Source organism: Nonomuraea salmonea, assembly GCF_042428605.1.
Classification (GTDB): domain Bacteria; phylum Actinomycetota; class Actinomycetes; order Streptosporangiales; family Streptosporangiaceae; genus Nonomuraea; species Nonomuraea salmonea.
Window position 1 is genome coordinate 146002 of sequence record NZ_JBHMCF010000029.1, and the last position, 15794, is coordinate 161795.

A 15794-nucleotide genomic window follows, 5' to 3' on the forward strand; every position below is an offset into this window, starting at 1 on the left:
GACAGAATCGCCCGCCAGGTGGCCCCTATCGCAGCACCTTGCGGAAGAACGTGGCCGACGCCTCGTAGCCCAGCGCGTGGTAGAACTCCGGCGCCCGCCGCGTGGCCATCGCGACGTAGCCGGCCTCGCGGGAGCGTGCCCACCGCTCGAACTCCTCCAGCAGCGACCGCCCGACGCCCTGCCGCCGGGAGCCGGACTGCACCATGGCCTCCTCCACCCAGGCGACCGGCCCGTTGGCGAAGAGGGTGAGGTGGACGAAGCCGAGCAGGTAGCCGCGCACGCGCCCGTTGACGACGGCCGCGAGCAGCAGGGCGTCGTCGTTGGCCAGCAGCGCGGGCAGCGCGGCGTCGAAGGCCTCGCGCTCGGGCCTGAAGGTCAGGCCGAACTCGCGGGCCAGCGCGAACACCTCGTCGGCGTCCGCTTTCTCCGCTCTCCTGATGAGAAGATCGTCAGCCGTCATGAGCATCGACCCTAGATCGTCGGTCGTCGCCTGCGCAAACCCATGCTTGACGTTTCCCCGCTTTTCGTGCCGGGATGAAACGGGCGCGGCGGGTCACAGGTCACCGAGTCCGAGCTGGCGGGCGATGAGCATGCGCTGCACCTCGCTGGTGCCCTCGCCGATCTCCAGCACCTTGGCGTCGCGGTAGAAGCGGCCGACGGGGAACTCGTTCATGAAGCCGTAGCCGCCGAACACCTGGGTCGCGTCGCGGGAGTTGTCCATGGCGGCGTTGGAGGAGACGAGCTTGGCGATCGCCGCCTCCTTCTTGAACGGCTCGCCCGCGAGCATCTTCTGTGCGGCGTGGTAGTAGGCGAGGCGGGCGGTGTGGGCGCGGGCCTCCATGTCGGCGATCTTGAACTGGATGGCCTGGTAGTGGCCGATGGGGTGGCCGAACGCCTTGCGGTCCCTGACGTACTTGAGGCATTCGTCCACGCAGCCCTGCGCCAGGCCGACGCCGAGCGCGGCGATGGCGACGCGGCCCTCGTCGAGGGTGCGCAGGAACTGGGCGTAGCCGCGGCCGCGCTCGCCGAGCAGGTTCGCGGCGGGCACGCGGCAGTCGGTGAAGGACAGTTCGCGGGTGTCGGAGGCGTTCCAGCCGACCTTGGAGTACTTCTTCGACACCGTGAACCCCGGCGTGCCGCTCGGCACGAGGATGGTGGAGATCTCGCGCTCGCCGGTGAGCCCGGTGAGCGCGGCCACGCCGACGACGCCGGTGATGTCGGTGCCGGAGTTGGTGATGAACGACTTCGTCCCGTTGATCACCCATTCGTCGCCGTCGAGCACGGCCGTGGTGCGCATCCCGCCGGGCACGTCGGACCCGCCGCCCGGCTCGGTCAGCCCGAACGCGCCCAGCATCTCGCCGGATGCGAGCTTGGGCAGCCACGTACGGCGCTGCTCGGGCGAGCCGAACCGGTAGACGGGCATCGCGCCGAGCGAGACCGCCGCCTCCAGGGTGATGGCGACGCTGGAGTCGACCCTGGCCAGCTCCTCCAGGGCCAGGCAGAGGGCGAAGTAGTCGCCGCCCATACCGCCGTACTCCTCCGGGATGGGCAGGCCGAACAGCCCCATCGCACCCATCTGCCGCACGATGTCGTAGGGGAACTCCTCGCGCTCGTAGAAGTCCCCGATCACGGGCGCGACCACCTCGCGGGCGAACGCCTCGACGGTCTTGCGCAGCTCTTCGTACTCGTCGGTGAGCATCTCTCAGCCTTTCGCTAGCGCCTGTACGACGCGGGACGGGCTCGGCCGCCCGAGCAGCTCCGCCAGCCAGGTGCTGGTGGCGACGAGCTTGCCCAGGTCGAGCCCCGTCTCGATGCCGAGTCCCCGGAGCATCCAGACGAGGTCTTCTGTGGCGAGGTTGCCGGTGGCGGACTCCGCGTAGGGGCAGCCGCCGATCCCGCCGGTTGAGGCGTCGATGGTGGTGACGCCGCAGTGCAGCGCGGCCAGGGTGTTGGCCAGCGCCTGCCCGTAGGTGTCGTGGAAGTGCACGGCGAGCCGGTCCGGGCGGCGGAAGCCACGGATCAGCTCGGTGACGTGGCCGGGGGTGCCGACGCCGATGGTGTCGCCCAGGGAGAGCTGGTAGCAGCCGAGCCCGAGCAGCCGCTCGCCGACGGAGACGACCTGCGCGATCGGCGTGGGCCCCTCCCAGGGGTCGCCGAAGCACATGGAGACGTACGCCCGCACGCGGATCCCGTTGTCCAGCGCCCTGGCCACGACCGGCTCGAACATCTCGAACTGGCTCTCCAGGCTGCGGTTGAGGTTCTTGGCGGCGAACGTCTCGGTGGCGCTGGCGAAGATGGCGATCTCGGCCACGCCGAGATCGATCGCCCGGTCGAGGCCGCGCGCGTTCGGCACGAGCACGGGGTAGCGCACGCCGGTACGGCGGTGCAGGCGGCGCAGCAGCTCGTCGGCGTCCGCGAGCTGGGGCACCCACTTGGGGTGCACGAAGCTGGTGGCCTCGATCACCTTGTGCCCCGCGTCGGCGAGCCGGTCGATGAACTCGGCCTTGACCTCGACGGGGATGGTGGCGGACTCGTTCTGCAGTCCGTCGCGCGGCCCGACCTCGTAGATCGTGACCTGCTGCGGAAGACCTTCCATCGGATACGGCATCACGCCTCCTCGGCGGTGACCACGGCCAGGACGGCGTCCATGTCCACCGGCCGGCCCGCTTGCACGGGCAGCTCGGTGACCACGCCGTCGCGCGGCGCGGTGACCGTGTGCTCCATCTTCATGGCCTCGACGACGACCAGCGGCTGGCCGGCGCTGACCCGTTCGCCCTGCTGGGCCTTGACCAGCAGCACGGTGCCCGGCATGGGGCTCCTGACGACGCCGTCGCCGGCCGCCGCCGCGCCGGGCCGGTCGCCCGGGTCGCCGATGTGGTGGCGGGTGAACGACCAGGACGCGCCGTCGCGGCCGAGCCAGAGCGTGTCGCCGTCGCGTACGCACAGGTACCGCTCGCCGCGCCCGCCGAGCGTGACGGTCAGGTCGGCGCCGTCGCGCCTGATGCGCGCGGGCACCGCCTGCTCGCCCACAAGGACCTCCGCCTGTTCCTGGGGCAGCCCGCGCACCTGGATCGCGTGCACGCCGTCGCGGGACTCCAGCCGCCAGGTCGTCCAGGCCGGCTCGCCGAGCCGCCAGCCGTCGGCGACCTCCCAGGGGTCGTCGCCGCGCGGCTGGTCGTGGAAGACCAGCGCCGCCGCCGCCGTCACCGCGTCAGGCGTCTCCACGGCGGGCAGCAGGCCGGGCAGGACGCGTTCGACCAGGCCCGTGTCCAGCTCGCCGGCCGCGACGGCCGGGTGGGCGGTCAGGGCGCGCAGGAACGGGACGTTGGTGACGACGCCGAGCACCGCCGTGGCGGCGAGCGCGCGGTCGAGCGTCCGGTACGCCGCCGGGCGGTCGGGCGCCCAGGCGATCACCTTCGCCATCATGGGGTCGAACTCGCTGCCGACCACGGCCCCTTCGGAAAGGCCCGAGTCCACCCGCACGACCGCCTGGCCCGCCGGATCCCCGGGTTCGCGGAGCGCGAGCACGCGCCCGCCGGTCGGGAGGAAGCCGCGCGCCGGGTCCTCGGCGTACACCCGCGCCTCGACCGCGTGCCCGTCGAGCCGCACGTCCTCCTGGGCGAGCGGCAGCCGCTCCCCCGCCGCCACCCTGAGCTGCAGCTCCACCAGGTCGAGCCCGGTGACCAGCTCGGTGACGGGGTGCTCGACCTGGAGCCGGGTGTTCATCTCCATGAAGTGGTACGCGCCGGTGGCGCCGTCGACGATGAACTCGACCGTGCCCGCTCCGGTGTAGCCGACGGCTCGGGCGGCCTCGACCGCCGCCGCTCCCATGGCCGCGCGCGTCTCGGGGGTGAGGAACGGGGACGGCGCCTCCTCGATGATCTTCTGGTGGCGGCGCTGCAGGCTGCACTCGCGCTCGCCGAGGTGCACGACGCCGCCGTGGGCGTCGGCCAGCACCTGGATCTCGATGTGGCGGGGGCTCTCGACGTAGCGCTCGATGAGCAGGGTGTCGTCGCCGAACGCGGCCCGCGCCGTACGCCTGGCCGACGCCAGGGCCTCGGGCAGCTCGGCGGCCGCGCGTACGAGGATCATGCCCTTGCCGCCGCCCCCTGCGGACGGCTTGATCAGGGCGGGGAAGTCGCGCCAGTCCTCAAGGCCCGGCCCTGTCGCGCCCGGCACCACCGGCACGCCGGCCGCCGACACGGTCTCCTTGGCGCGGATCTTGTCGCCCATGGCCTCGATGGCCGCGGCGGGCGGCCCGACGAAGACCAGCCCGGACTCGGCGCACCGGCGGGCGAACGTGGCGTTCTCCGCGAGGAACCCGTAACCGGGATGCACGGCCTGCGCGCCGGACGCGCGGGCGGCTCCGACGATCGCCTCGACGTCCAGGTAGGACGGCACCTGGAGGGCGGCGTCGGCCTCACCGACGTGCCGCGCCCCGGCGTCGGACGGCGTGTGCACCGCAATCGCCTCGATGCCGAGCGCGCGCAGCGTGCGGGCGATCCGTACGGCGATCTCGCCCCTGTTGGCGATCAGAACACGGTCGAACAACATGCGTCACATCCGGAAGATGCCGAAACCGGCGGGTTCGAGCGGCGCGTTGGCCGCCGCGGACAGCGCCAGGCCCAGGACGGTACGGGTGTCGAGCGGGTCGATCACGCCGTCGTCCCAGAGCCTGGCAGTGGAGTAGTACGGATTGCCCTGGTGCTCGTACTGTGCCCTGATCGCGGCGGGATCGGCGTCGCCGACGGTGGTGAGCACGTTCGCGGCCTGCTCACCGCCCATGACCGAGATGCGGGCGTTCGGCCACATCCACAGGAACCTGGGCGAGTACGCCCGCCCCGCCATCGCATAGTTCCCCGCCCCGAACGAGCCCCCGATCACCACCGTGAACTTGGGCACCCGCGCGCACGCCACCGCCGTCACCATCTTGGCGCCGTGCTTGGCGATGCCGCCCGCCTCGTACGCCTTGCCGACCATGAAGCCGCTGATGTTCTGCAGGAAGAGCAGCGGGATGCCGCGCTGGTCGCACAGCTCGATGAAGTGGGCGCCCTTCATGGCCGATTCGCCGAACAGGATGCCGTTGTTGGCGAGGATGCCGACCGGGTGACCGTGCACGTGGGCGAAGCCGGTGACGAGGGTCGGGCCGTACTCGGCCTTGAACTCCAGGAAGCGCGAGCCGTCGACGATCCTCCCGATCACCTCGCGCACGTCGTACGGCTGGCGCGTGTCGGCGGGGACGATGCCGTAGAGGTCGCGGGGGTCGTGACGGGGCGGCTCCGGCGTGATCGTCTCCCACGGGCGCGGGGCGCGCGGCGCCAGCGTGGAGACGATGTCGCGGACGATGGCCAGCGCGTGGGCGTCGTCCTCGGCGAGGTGGTCGGTGACGCCGCTGACCCGCGCGTGCAGGTCGCCGCCGCCCAGCTCCTCGGCCGTGACCTCCTCGCCGGTGGCTGCCTTCACCAGGGGCGGGCCGCCCAGGAAGATCGTGCCCTGGCCGCGGACGATGACCGCCTCGTCGCTCATGGCGGGCACGTACGCGCCGCCCGCCGTGCACGAGCCGAGCACGGCGGCGATCTGCGGGATGCCGCGCGCGGACATCGTGGCCTGGTTGTAGAAGATCCGGCCGAAGTGCTCGCGGTCGGGGAACACCTCGTCCTGCCTGGGCAGGAACGCGCCGCCCGAGTCGACCAGGTAGACGCAGGGCAGGCGGTTGTGCAGGGCCACCTCTTGGGCGCGCAGGTGCTTCTTGACCGTCATGGGGTAGTAGGTGCCGCCCTTGACGGTGGCGTCGTTGGCGACGATCACGCATTCGCGGCCGGAGACGCGGCCGACGCCGGTGATGATGCCGGCGGCGGGGGCCTGGTCGTCGTACAGGCCGCCGGCGGCCAGCGGCGACAGCTCCAGGAAGCGCGAGCCGGGGTCGAGCAGGCCGTCCACGCGGTCGCGCGGCAGCAGCTTGCCGCGCTCGACGTGCCGCCGCCGCGACCGCTCCGGTCCGCCGAGCGCGGCGGTGGCCAGGCGGTCGAGCAGCTCGGCGGCCAGCCGCTCGTTGAGCTCGGCGTTGCTTTTGTACGCCTCGCTCCCGGGCTCGATCGCCGATCTCAGCACCGGCCAGTCGCTGCTCATGAGTCCCCTCCCATGGCTCGGATGTTAGCCATCATTAACGTCATCGTCTAGCATGTGAGACGTGACCACCGCCTCCGCCCCCTCTACCCGCAGCAGGCGCAACAGGCGCGCGGAGATCCTGGAGGCGGCCGCCCGGCTGTTCGCGGCGCGCGGCTTCCACGGCGTCTCGATCGAGGACATCGGCGCCGCCGTCGGCGTCTCAGGCCCGGCCCTCTACCGGCACTTCGACGGCAAGGACGCGCTGCTGTCGGAGATGCTGCTCGACGTCAGCTCGCGGCTGCGCGAGTCGGCCGTCGCGGTCGCCACCTCATCCCCCGGCCCCAAGGAGACCCTCGACGCGCTGCTCAACGTGCAGATCACCTTCGCGATCGAGCAGCCCGCGCTCATCACCGTGCACGACAGGGAGCTGGGCAACGTCCCTGAGCCGCAGCGCAGGCAGATCAGGCGGCTGCAGCGGCTCTACGTCGAGGAGTGGGTGACCGTGCTGGCCGAGCTGCACCCGTCCTGCCCCGCCGCGCGGCTGCGGGCCGCCACGCACGCGGTCTTCGGGCTGCTCAACTCGACTCCGCACAGCGCGGGCGAGCTGCCAGGGCACGAGATGCGGCCGCTGCTGCACGCGATGGCCAGGGCGGCCATCGAGGCGGCTGTTAAGGCTTATTAACTTTTTTGTGCCGTCGCTCGCCCGGGCTCCTCCTCACGCCGCTGGCCGAGACGTTCCTCGCGGCGTTCACCATCACCGCCTTCGGCGTCGCGCTGGCCACCGGCCGCGGAACACGCAGACCTTCTTCGGGCTCATGCAGACGGCGATCATGCCGATGATGTTCCTGTCGGGCGCCATGTTCCCGCTGGCCGGCCTGCCGTCGTGGCTGCACGTGCTCACCGTGGTCAACCCCATGACGTACGCCGTCGATCCCATGCGCCAGGCCGTCTTCGCCCACCTCGACGTCCCCGCCCCGGCCGCCGCCGTCCTCAACCCCGGCGTCCGCTGGTTCACCCAGCAGGTCCCCGTGCCGGCGGAGCTCCGCATCGTCACCGCCCTCGGCCTCCTGCTCCTCGGAGTGGCGGTCCTGCAGTCAGAAAAGCCGACTAGGAGTTTCTCTCACATCAGCCTGCGCACTCGCATGTACGGAGGGTAACTTTCCTGATGCGCCGCGCGGCCCCTTCCAGCAGTCCCCCCGGAGCGTAAGGAGCTCACCCGATGGTGGATCTCGAAGCGAAGTACTTTGACCTGGAGCGCCGAGTGCAAAAGCTCGAAGCGGCTAAGCTGAGTGGCGTGCCCAACCTCAGCGTCGCCGACCGCATCGACACCCTGCATGATCGCGTCACACAGGTCCAGAACAACGTCAACGCGAGAATCACGAAAGAGGCCCAGTCCATCAGGGCCGAGATGAAGGCCGGCTTCGCGACCGTCAACGAGCGGTTCGAGCAGATCGACAAGCGCTTCGAGCGGATCGACGGCCGGTTCGAACAGGTCGACAAGCGCTTCGAGCAGATCGACAGCCGGTTCGAACAGGTCGACAAGCGCTTCGAGCAGATCGACAGCCGGTTCGAGCAGATCGACAAGCGCTTCGAGCGGATCGACAGCCGGTTCGAACAGGTCGACAGGCGGTTCGAACAGGTTGACACGCAGCTCGACGGCCTCCGGACCCTGCTCATGCGGATCGATGCCAAGTTGCCGGATTCGCAGGTCAACTAGCCGCTGAGGAAGGGCGAGGCCCGGGGTGGTGCCCCGGACCTCGCCCGGATCGATAGGTCAGCGACGGACGCGGACGTAGTCCTTGGCGCTGTCGTCGCCGTTGGTGTCCGCGTCGCCGCGGAACACGAACTTCCAGTGGCCGGAGCGCCAGGCCCTGGCCTTGGTGTAGAGGCGGCCGCTGTCACCCGAGGAGGTGGTCTTGACGTACTGCCACTTCCTGGAGCCGAGCGGCTTGAAGTAGAGCGCCACCTTGCCGGCGTAGCCCTCCCACGAGCCGTCGTCGTCCACCTGCAGCACGCCCCTGAACTTGAGGTAGCCGCCGCGCCTCGGCGGCTCGGGGTAGGCGTTGAACCTGATCAGCCGGGTGTCGGCCTTGTCCGCGGTGGGCGGCGGGGCGGGCTCGTTGACGCGGACCCAGTCGGGGCCGCTGACCGTGCCGTTGACGCCGCGGGTGCCGCGGTACTCGGCACGCCACCAGCCCGACTTCTCGGCGGTGGCGGTGGCGAAGAAGCGGCCGCCGCGACCGGTCACGTCGGAGGTGACGTACTCCCAGCGGCGGGAACCGTCCGCACGGAAGAAGACGGACACGCGCTGGCCGGTCAGGCCGCCGCGGCGCTCGGCGCGCAGGGTGCCGGTGAAGCGGAGCTTGTCGCCCTCGTCCACGGGCTCGGGCCTGGCGTCGAAGCCGGAGATGCGGCTGGCGAGGTTGGCGCGCCTGACGTCCACGCGGTCGCCGTCGCTGACGGTGCCCCTGGCCGTGGCGGTGGCCGCGAACTCGGCCCGCCACCAGCCGGTGGACATGGCGCGTACGCGGGCGGAGAACCAGCCGCCGCGCCCCGTCGTCACCTTGGCCACCTGGCGGTAGTCGTCGGAGCCGCGCCCACGGAAGGCGATGGCGACGGTCTGCCCGTCGTACCCCTTGCCGTCGGCGACCAGGCGGCCGGACACCTTGATCGTGTCGCCCCTGCTCACCCGGTCGGGGTCGGCGTCGAAGTCGCCGATCCTGGTGGTGAGCGCCTTGACGACGTCGAAGGTGCCGGTCTTCGTGGCATCGCCGTCACCCTTGGCGACGGCGTTGTACGTCCACTTGCCGACGGCCCCGGCGCCGAACGCCTTGGTGCCGGTCCACTTGAAACCGCCCGGTACGGGCGACTTGGCGAGGTTCACGACGTCGTTGTTGAGCTTGAGTTCGGCGCTGTTCGCACGCCTCGTCGTGAACGTGAACGTCACGGTGACGTCCTTGTCGAAGACCACGATCGCGGGCGCGGGGCTGATGCCCACGTCGCTGATGGTGGGTACGGCTGCCGCCGTCGCCGTGCCAGGCGCGGCGGCGAGTGCCCCTGCCCCGAGCACGAGGGCGAGGGCGGCTACACGGATGCGTTGTAACATGCGGGTTCCTTTCTGGAGACCCCATTGGTGTTTCAACGCGGCATTGAGGGTGCCACGCGTGTCCTCCTAGTAGACGTGGCTCTCGCCGTGAAGGTTGGGAATTCTGACAAACAGTTATCTCAGTGGGTCAATCGGACCGGTCCACAACATCTCCCCCGCGTCCGGCAGACGTCAGCGCCGATCAAAGACATAATCGGGGGTGTGGCGCGCGACACAGTTGAGACTCATTTGATCCAGGCCGTTGCGACGCTGGAGGCGGGTCCCCCGCGAGATCCGGGGCTCCCGATCCGCGACGGCACGTCCCTGACCGGCGCCCAGTGCAGGACGCTCTACCGGCGGCAGCTCGACAGCCGGCTGCTCGACATCGCGGCCAGGTGGCTGCGCGAGCGGGACGAGGGCCACTACACGATCGGCTCGGCCGGTCACGAGGGCAACGCGGCGGTGGCCGCCGCCCTGCGTCCCGACGACCCCGCGCTGCTCCACTACCGCTCGGGCGCGTTCTACCTGACCCGGTCCGAGCAGGCGGGCAGACTGCCCGAGCAGGGCATCCGCGACGTGCTCATGGGGCTGACGGCCGCGGCGGACGAGCCCATCGCGGGCGGGCGGCACAAGGTGTTCGGCCATCCCGACCTGGCCGTCATCCCCCAGACCTCCACGATCGCCAGCCATCTGCCGCGGGCCGCGGGGGTGGCGTTCGCGATCGAGCGGGCGCGGGCGCTGGGCGTGCCGTCCGCCTGGCCCGACGACGCCATCGCGGTGTGCAGCTTCGGCGACGCCTCGATCAACCACGCCAGCGCCCTGTCCGGCTTCAACACCGCCGCCTACGCCGCCTACCAGGGGCTGGGCATGCCGATCCTGTTCGTCTGCGAGGACAACGGCATCGGCATCAGCGTGCGCACCCCCAAGGGCTGGGTGGAGACCGCGGCGCGGCGGCCCGGCATCGAGTACTTCGCCGCCGACGGGTGCGACCTGGCCGAGGCGTACGACGTGGCCGTCAGGGCCGTCGAGCACGTACGCGAGCACCGCTCCCCCGCGTTCCTGCACCTGCGCACGGTGCGGCTGATGGGCCACGCCGGGTCCGACGTCGAGTCGGCCTACCGCACGCAGCGCGAGATCAGGGCCGACCTCGAGCACGACCCGCTGCTGCGCACGGCGGCGCTGCTGGTCGAGGCGGGGCTTGAGACGCCGGACGGGCTGCTCAAGTCGTACGAGCTGGCCCGCGAACACGTGCTGCTGATCGCCCAGGAGACGGCGCGCAGCCCGCGGCTCAGCTCGGCCAAGGAGGTCATGGAGCCCATCGCGCCGCGCAAGCCCGAGCTGATCGCCAAGATCAGCCCCATGGCGGCCTCGCCCGCGGTGCGGGAGAAGGCGTTCGCCGGGTCGCTGCCGGAGAACGACAAGGCGATGACGCTCTCGCAGTCCATCAACCGCACGCTCGCCGACGCGCTGGCCGTCTATCCGAAGCTGACCGTGTTCGGCGAGGACGTCGGCAAGAAGGGCGGCGTCTACGGCGTGACCAGGGGGCTGCAGAAGCGGTTCGGGGCCGGCCGGGTCTTCGACACGATGCTCGACGAGCAGGCCATCCTGGGTCTCGCGCTCGGGCAGGGCGTGTCGCGGCTCCTGCCCGTACCCGAGATCCAATATCTCGCCTACCTGCACAACGCGCTCGACCAGATTCGCGGCGAGGCGGCGACGCTGTCGTTCTTCTCGCGCGGCGCCTACACCAACCCGATGGTGGTGCGGGTGGCCGGTTACGCCTACCAGAAGGGGTTCGGCGGGCACTTCCACAACGACAACGCGGTGGCCGCGCTGCGCGACATCCCCGGGCTGGTCATCGCCTCGCCGGCGCGGCCCGACGACGCCTCCGCGATGCTGCGCACGTGCCTGGCGGCGGCCCGTACGGCCGGGTCGGTGTGCGTGTTCCTGGAGCCGATCGCGCTGTACCACACCCGCGACCTGTTCGAGGACGGCGACGGCGGCTGGCTGGCCCCCTACGCGCCGCCCGCGCGCTGGGCCGAGACGCACGTCCCGATCGGGCGGGCCCGCTCCTACGGCGACGGGCGCGACCTGACGATCGTCACGTTCGGCAACGGGGTGCGGATGAGCCTGCGCGCCGCGGTGCGCCTCACCCAGGAGGGGTACGGCTGCCGCGTGCTCGACCTGCGCTGGCTCGCGCCGCTGCCGCTCGACGACCTGCTGCGGGCGGCCGAGCTGACCGGCAACGTGCTGATCGCCGACGAGACCCGCCACTCCGGCGGCGTCTCCGAGGGCATCGTGGCCGAGCTGCTCGACGCCGGCTACACCGGGAAGGTCGCGCGGGTGACGTCGTCCGACAGCTTCATCCCGCTCGGGCGGGCGGCCGATCACGTGCTGCTGTCGGAGGAGGAGATCGAGCAGGCCGCGCGCAAGCTACTCGGCTGAGCGGGCCACCGCTCCCCTGATGCAGTACGGCTTCGACCAGGCGACCGTCGACTTCTCCGAGATCTGCAGCGGCACCCCGACCAGGAAGCAGTAGCCGCTCTCCGGGTCCAGGCCGCTGATCTTCGCCGAGGTGACGCCCTGGCCGAGCGCGGTGATGGGCTGCTTGCCCTGCTCGACCGGGGAGCGCTGGATGACCACCGGGTAGCCGCGGGCCGCGGCAGGGAGCGTCCACTTCAGCTCGATCAGCGCGCCCTGGTCGGCGGTCAGCTTGAGCTGGCGGGGGGCGTACGCGGATGCGTCCCGCCCGCCTGGGTCCCGGCGCTCGGTGGCCGTTGCCGTCGGGCTTGTGGTGGCCGGTGTCTCCAGTTGCGGCAGGAAGACGGCCAGGGCGGTGCCGCCCGCCGCCACGACCGCCACGGCGCCCGCGATGAGGAGGACGTTGCGGGTGCGGGTGTTGCCCGAGGGCCGCGTCGGTAAGCTCGGCGGGCCGCTCATGGCGGGCTGGGCCGGGGGGAGGTGCCGGCCCGTGGCGGGGAACGCGTTACCGCCGGCCGGGCCCGAGACGCTGCCGCCCATCGAATGGTGCCCCGTCGTGGGTGGTGCGTGGTGGCCCGTCGTGGGTGGTGCGTGGTGGCCCGTCGCGGGGAAGGCGGGGCCGGTCGTGGTGGGGTGAGCCGGCCGGGGCGGGGTGGCGTCGGAGCCGATGAGGTCGGTGACCGGCAGGCCCAGCTCCGCCTGTACGGCCTGCAGGTGCCGGGCGAGCTCGCGCGCCGACCCGTACCTGGCCTCCGGCTGCTTGGCCATCGCTCGCAGCACCGGCGCGAGCACCGCGGGCGGCAGGTCGGCGCGGTTGATCGGCGGCGGCTCGGCGCTCAGCACCCGGTACATCAGCGGCGCGATCGACGGGTCGGCCGGGTTGTGGAAGGCGGGCTGCCCGGCGAGCAGGTGGTAGAGGGTGGAGCCGAGCGAGTAGACGTCGGTGGCGGCCGAGTGGGGCCGGCCGGTGAGCACCTCGGGGGCGGCGTGCAGCGGGGTGAACGCCTGCGAGGTGGCCGAGATCTCCGCCGCGTCGACGACCCTGGCCACGCCGAAGTCGGCGATGGCCGGCTCGCCGTAGCGGGAGATGAGGATGTTCTGCGGCTTGATGTCGCCGTGCAGCACCCCGGCCTCGTGGACGGCGGCCAGCGCCCCGGCCAGCTTCACCCCGGCGCGCAGCACGTCGGGGACCGGCAGCGGCCCCTCGTTGCGTACGCGGTCGCGCAGCGAGCCGTGCTCGAAGAAGTCCATCGCGATGTACGGCTTGCCCGACCCTGTCATGCCGGTGTCGAAGACGGTGACGACGTTGGGATGGCCGGTCAGGCGGCCGGTGAGCTGCAGCTCGCGCTGGAACCTGCGCATCGTCCGCTGGTCGACGCGGTCGACGGACAGCACCTTCAGCGCCACGACCCGGTCGAGGCGCTCCTGGTGGGCGCGGTACACGACGGCGAATCCGCCCTGGCCCACCTGATCGAGTACCCGATAGCCGGGTGCGTCCTCGACTGGCAGCACTCCACTCTCCCCCTGTTGCTGTGGAGTTTAGTGGGAAATAAGGGGATCAGAGCGGGTTCATCAGGTACGCACCGAACACCATGGAGACCAGCGCCACCAGCAGGAAGAAGAACACGTAGAAGCCGCCGGGCAGGATCGTCAGCCGGGCGAGCTGGTCGGCGTCGGAGTCTCTGGCCTGCCTGCGGCGCCGCTTGTGCTGCAGCTCGATGATCGGCCGGATGCCGCCGAAGAGCAGGAACCAGGCGGCGACCAGGGCCACGACCTGCTGGACCTCGGCGGGGGCGTACATGATCAGGGCGAAGACGGCGCCGCCGGTGACGAGGAGGATGAGGGCGCCGTACAGGTTGCGGATCAGCAGCAGCATGCAGACCAGGAGCAGCAGCACGCCCCAGATCAGCAGCGTGATGTGGCCCTGCTCGGTCAGCCACGCGGCGCCGAGCCCGAGCAGCGGCGGCGCGACATAACCGGCCATCGCGGTCAGCACCATGCCGGGCCCGGTCGGCCTGCCCCTGGTCAGCGTCACGCCAGAAGTGTCGGAGTGCAGCCGGATGCCTTCGAGCTTGCGCCGGGTGAGCAGCGCCATGACGGCGTGACCGCCTTCGTGGGCGATCGTGATGAGCCCCCGGGAGACCTGCCAGGGCATGCGGAAACCGACGATCACGAGCGCGGCGAGCGCCGAGACCCCCACGACCCAGGGGTCGGGGGCAGGCTGAACCGCGATCAGGTGGGCCCAGAACTTGTCCATCGAGGACAAACCCTAATCGCTCCGGCCTGTCCGCGGCGCCCGTACGGGGGCGGCGATCCAGGAGATGCGGGCGGCGCGATAATGAACCGGAGATACCTCCGATTCACGACGGGATCAGCCCATGGAACTCGGACTGCACATTCAGCACTTCACCTGGCCCGGCGGCGCCGAGCGGATCGGGCCCGAGCTGGCCGGGATCGCGCGTACGGCGGAGGACGCGGGCGTCGCCCGGCTGACCGTCATGGACCACGTCTGGCAGATCGACTCGGTGGGGCCCGCCGAGCAGGACATGCCCGAGCCGTACACGACGCTCGGTTTCCTGGCCGCCGCGACGCGGCGGGTCCAGCTGCACACGCTGGTCACCGGCACCGTCTACCGGGAGCCAGGCCTGCTCGCCAAGACCGTGACCACGCTCGACGTGCTCTCCGGCGGGCGCGCCTGGCTCGGCATCGGCGCCGCCTGGTACGAGGCGGAGGCGCGCGGGCTCGGCCTGCCGTTCCCGCCGCTCGCCGAACGCTTCGAGCGGCTGGAGGAGACGCTACAGATCTGCCTGCAGATGTGGAGCGGCCGGGACGAGCCGTACGAAGGACGGCACTACCGGCTCGAACGCACACTCAACGCGCCCCAGAGCATCGGCAGGCCGCACCCGAAGATCATGATCGGCGGGTCGGGCGAGAAGAAGACGCTGCGCCTGGTCGCCAAGTACGCCGACGCCTGCAACCTCTTCGGCGGCCCCGAGGTCACCCGCAAGCTCGACGTGCTGCGCGAGCACTGCGAGCGCGAGGGCCGCGACTACGACGCGATCGAGAAGACGACCGTGCTGGCCATCGGGCCGGACGACGACGCGGGACGCGTGCTGGAGCAACTGCGCGGCATGCACGAGCTCGGCTTCACCGCCGTCTACGTGACCGTCCGCGACGGCGACCAGCGCAAGGCGATCGACCTGCTGGGCGGAGAGGTGATCCCGGAGGTCTCGGGCTGGTGACGGGCGTGGTTTCCGACGTCGATGTGCCCGGATGGTTGCGGCGGCTGGGGCTGCCGGGGCTGATCGACCTGCACGTACACTTCCTGCCCGAACGCATGGAACGCCGGGTGTGGCACCACTTCAACCACGGCGGGCCACTGATGGGCGGAGGATGGCACATCGCATACGAGTGGCCGGTCGACAAGCGGGTCGAACGGCTGCGCGAGCTGGGCGTACGGACGTTCCCCGCGCTGGCGTACGCCCACAAGCCGGACATGGCAGCCGACCTGAACGCGTGGACCCTCGGCTTCGCCCGGCGCACCCCCGGCTGTCTGCCCTCCGCGACCTTCTACCCCGAGCCGGGCGTGGAGGCGTACGTGCGGCGGGCGCTCGACGACGGCGCCCGGATCTTCAAGGTGCATCTGCAGGTGGGCGGGTTCGACCCGCGGGTGCCCGAGCTGGACGACGTGTGGGGGCTGCTGGCCGAGTCGGGGGTGCCGGTCGTGGTGCACGCGAGCTCGGTGCCCGTACGGGGCGGGCACGTCGGCGTGGCGCCCATCGCGGAGGTGCTGCGCCGCCATCCGGCGCTGCGGGCCGTCATCGCGCACCTCGGCATGCCCGAGTACGACCCGTTCTTCGACCTGGCCGCCCGCTACGAACGCGTCGCCCTGGACACCACCATGGCCTTCACCGACTTCAGCCAGGAGCGGATGCCGTTCCCCGAACGGCTGCGGCCCGCGCTGCTTGATCTCGGCCTGGCGGGGAAGGTGGTGCTGGGCACGGACTTCCCCACCATCCCGTACCCCTACGCGCACCAGCTCGACGCGCTGGCCCGCCTCGGGCTGGGGGACTCCTGGTTGCGGGCCGTGTGCTGGGACAACGGTGCGGCCATGATCTGATAG

The 15794-nt window shown here is 71.3% G+C and carries 14 protein-coding genes; 6 read left to right on the forward strand and 8 right to left on the reverse strand.

Annotated elements, in window-relative coordinates; genetic code table 11:
• Nucleotides 1–25: 25 nt before the first annotated feature.
• The 5 genes from ACFFR3_RS24820 to ACFFR3_RS24840 form a co-directional block, all read right to left on the reverse strand.
• Nucleotides 26–460 carry a GNAT family N-acetyltransferase gene (locus tag ACFFR3_RS24820; protein ID WP_345386945.1) on the reverse strand — a complete coding sequence of 145 codons (435 nt, stop codon included), beginning with the start codon at nt 458–460 and terminating at the stop codon, nt 26–28.
• Between the two features lie 93 nt (nt 461–553).
• Nucleotides 554–1699 (reverse strand): acyl-CoA dehydrogenase family protein, encoded by a 1146-nt coding sequence (locus ACFFR3_RS24825; RefSeq protein ID WP_345386947.1) that lies wholly within the window; start codon nt 1697–1699, stop codon nt 554–556.
• A 3-nt stretch (nt 1700–1702) separates the two neighbouring features.
• Nucleotides 1703–2608: a hydroxymethylglutaryl-CoA lyase gene (locus ACFFR3_RS24830; RefSeq protein ID WP_345386949.1), complete on the reverse strand. Its 906-nt coding sequence runs from the start codon at nt 2606–2608 to the stop codon at nt 1703–1705.
• Nucleotides 2608–4554 carry an acetyl/propionyl/methylcrotonyl-CoA carboxylase subunit alpha gene (locus tag ACFFR3_RS24835; protein ID WP_345386951.1) on the reverse strand — a complete coding sequence of 649 codons (1947 nt, stop codon included), beginning with the start codon at nt 4552–4554 and terminating at the stop codon, nt 2608–2610. Before ACFFR3_RS24835 ends, ACFFR3_RS24830 begins: the two co-directional genes overlap by 1 nt.
• Before the next feature lie 3 nt (nt 4555–4557).
• Nucleotides 4558–6129: a carboxyl transferase domain-containing protein gene (locus ACFFR3_RS24840; protein WP_364364220.1), complete on the reverse strand. Its 1572-nt coding sequence runs from the start codon at nt 6127–6129 to the stop codon at nt 4558–4560.
• A 61-nt stretch (nt 6130–6190) separates the two neighbouring features.
• Between ACFFR3_RS24840 and ACFFR3_RS24845 the strand changes: the two genes are divergently transcribed.
• The 3 genes from ACFFR3_RS24845 to ACFFR3_RS24855 all read left to right on the forward strand — a co-directional run bounded on the left by ACFFR3_RS24845 (nt 6191) and on the right by ACFFR3_RS24855 (nt 7825).
• Nucleotides 6191–6790: an SACE_7040 family transcriptional regulator gene (locus tag ACFFR3_RS24845; RefSeq protein WP_345386953.1), complete on the forward strand. Its 600-nt coding sequence runs from the start codon at nt 6191–6193 to the stop codon at nt 6788–6790.
• Nucleotides 6791–6923: 133 nt separating this feature from the next.
• Nucleotides 6924–7265 (forward strand): ABC transporter permease, encoded by a 342-nt coding sequence (locus ACFFR3_RS24850; protein WP_379483919.1) that lies wholly within the window; start codon nt 6924–6926, stop codon nt 7263–7265.
• 62 nt (nt 7266–7327) lie between these two features.
• Nucleotides 7328–7825 carry a hypothetical protein gene (locus ACFFR3_RS24855; RefSeq protein WP_345386957.1) on the forward strand — a complete coding sequence of 166 codons (498 nt, stop codon included), beginning with the start codon at nt 7328–7330 and terminating at the stop codon, nt 7823–7825.
• 57 nt (nt 7826–7882) lie between these two features.
• Here ACFFR3_RS24855 and ACFFR3_RS24860 read toward each other — a convergent pair whose 3' ends face one another.
• On the reverse strand, nt 7883–9214 hold the full coding sequence (locus ACFFR3_RS24860; protein WP_345386959.1) for a hypothetical protein: 1332 nt from the start codon (nt 9212–9214) through the stop codon (nt 7883–7885).
• A 228-nt stretch (nt 9215–9442) separates the two neighbouring features.
• Here ACFFR3_RS24860 and ACFFR3_RS24865 point away from each other — a divergent pair, with 228 nt between their 5' ends.
• The gene (locus ACFFR3_RS24865; protein WP_379483920.1) at nt 9443–11635 is read left to right on the forward strand and encodes a thiamine pyrophosphate-dependent enzyme; all 2193 of its coding nucleotides are present in this window, start codon (nt 9443–9445) and stop codon (nt 11633–11635) included.
• On the opposite strand, the gene ACFFR3_RS24870 is transcribed toward ACFFR3_RS24865, so the two are convergent.
• Both ACFFR3_RS24870 and ACFFR3_RS24875 read right to left on the reverse strand, forming a co-directional pair.
• Entirely contained in the window at nt 11624–13183 is a 1560-nt protein-coding gene (locus tag ACFFR3_RS24870; protein ID WP_379483921.1) for a serine/threonine-protein kinase, read from the reverse strand. The genes ACFFR3_RS24865 and ACFFR3_RS24870 overlap by 12 nt on opposite strands.
• Nucleotides 13184–13229: 46 nt before the next feature.
• Complete coding sequence (locus ACFFR3_RS24875) at nt 13230–13928, reverse strand: M50 family metallopeptidase (RefSeq protein WP_379483922.1); 699 nt, start codon at nt 13926–13928, stop codon at nt 13230–13232.
• A 121-nt stretch (nt 13929–14049) separates the two neighbouring features.
• Between ACFFR3_RS24875 and ACFFR3_RS24880 the strand changes: the two genes are divergently transcribed.
• Together ACFFR3_RS24880 and ACFFR3_RS24885 are read left to right on the forward strand one after the other, a co-directional pair.
• Nucleotides 14050–14913 (forward strand): LLM class F420-dependent oxidoreductase, encoded by an 864-nt coding sequence (locus ACFFR3_RS24880; protein ID WP_345386972.1) that lies wholly within the window; start codon nt 14050–14052, stop codon nt 14911–14913.
• Entirely contained in the window at nt 14910–15791 is an 882-nt protein-coding gene (locus ACFFR3_RS24885; RefSeq protein ID WP_379483923.1) for an amidohydrolase family protein, read from the forward strand. The genes ACFFR3_RS24880 and ACFFR3_RS24885 overlap by 4 nt, the downstream gene beginning before the upstream one ends.
• The last annotated feature ends 3 nt before the right edge of the window (nt 15792–15794 follow it).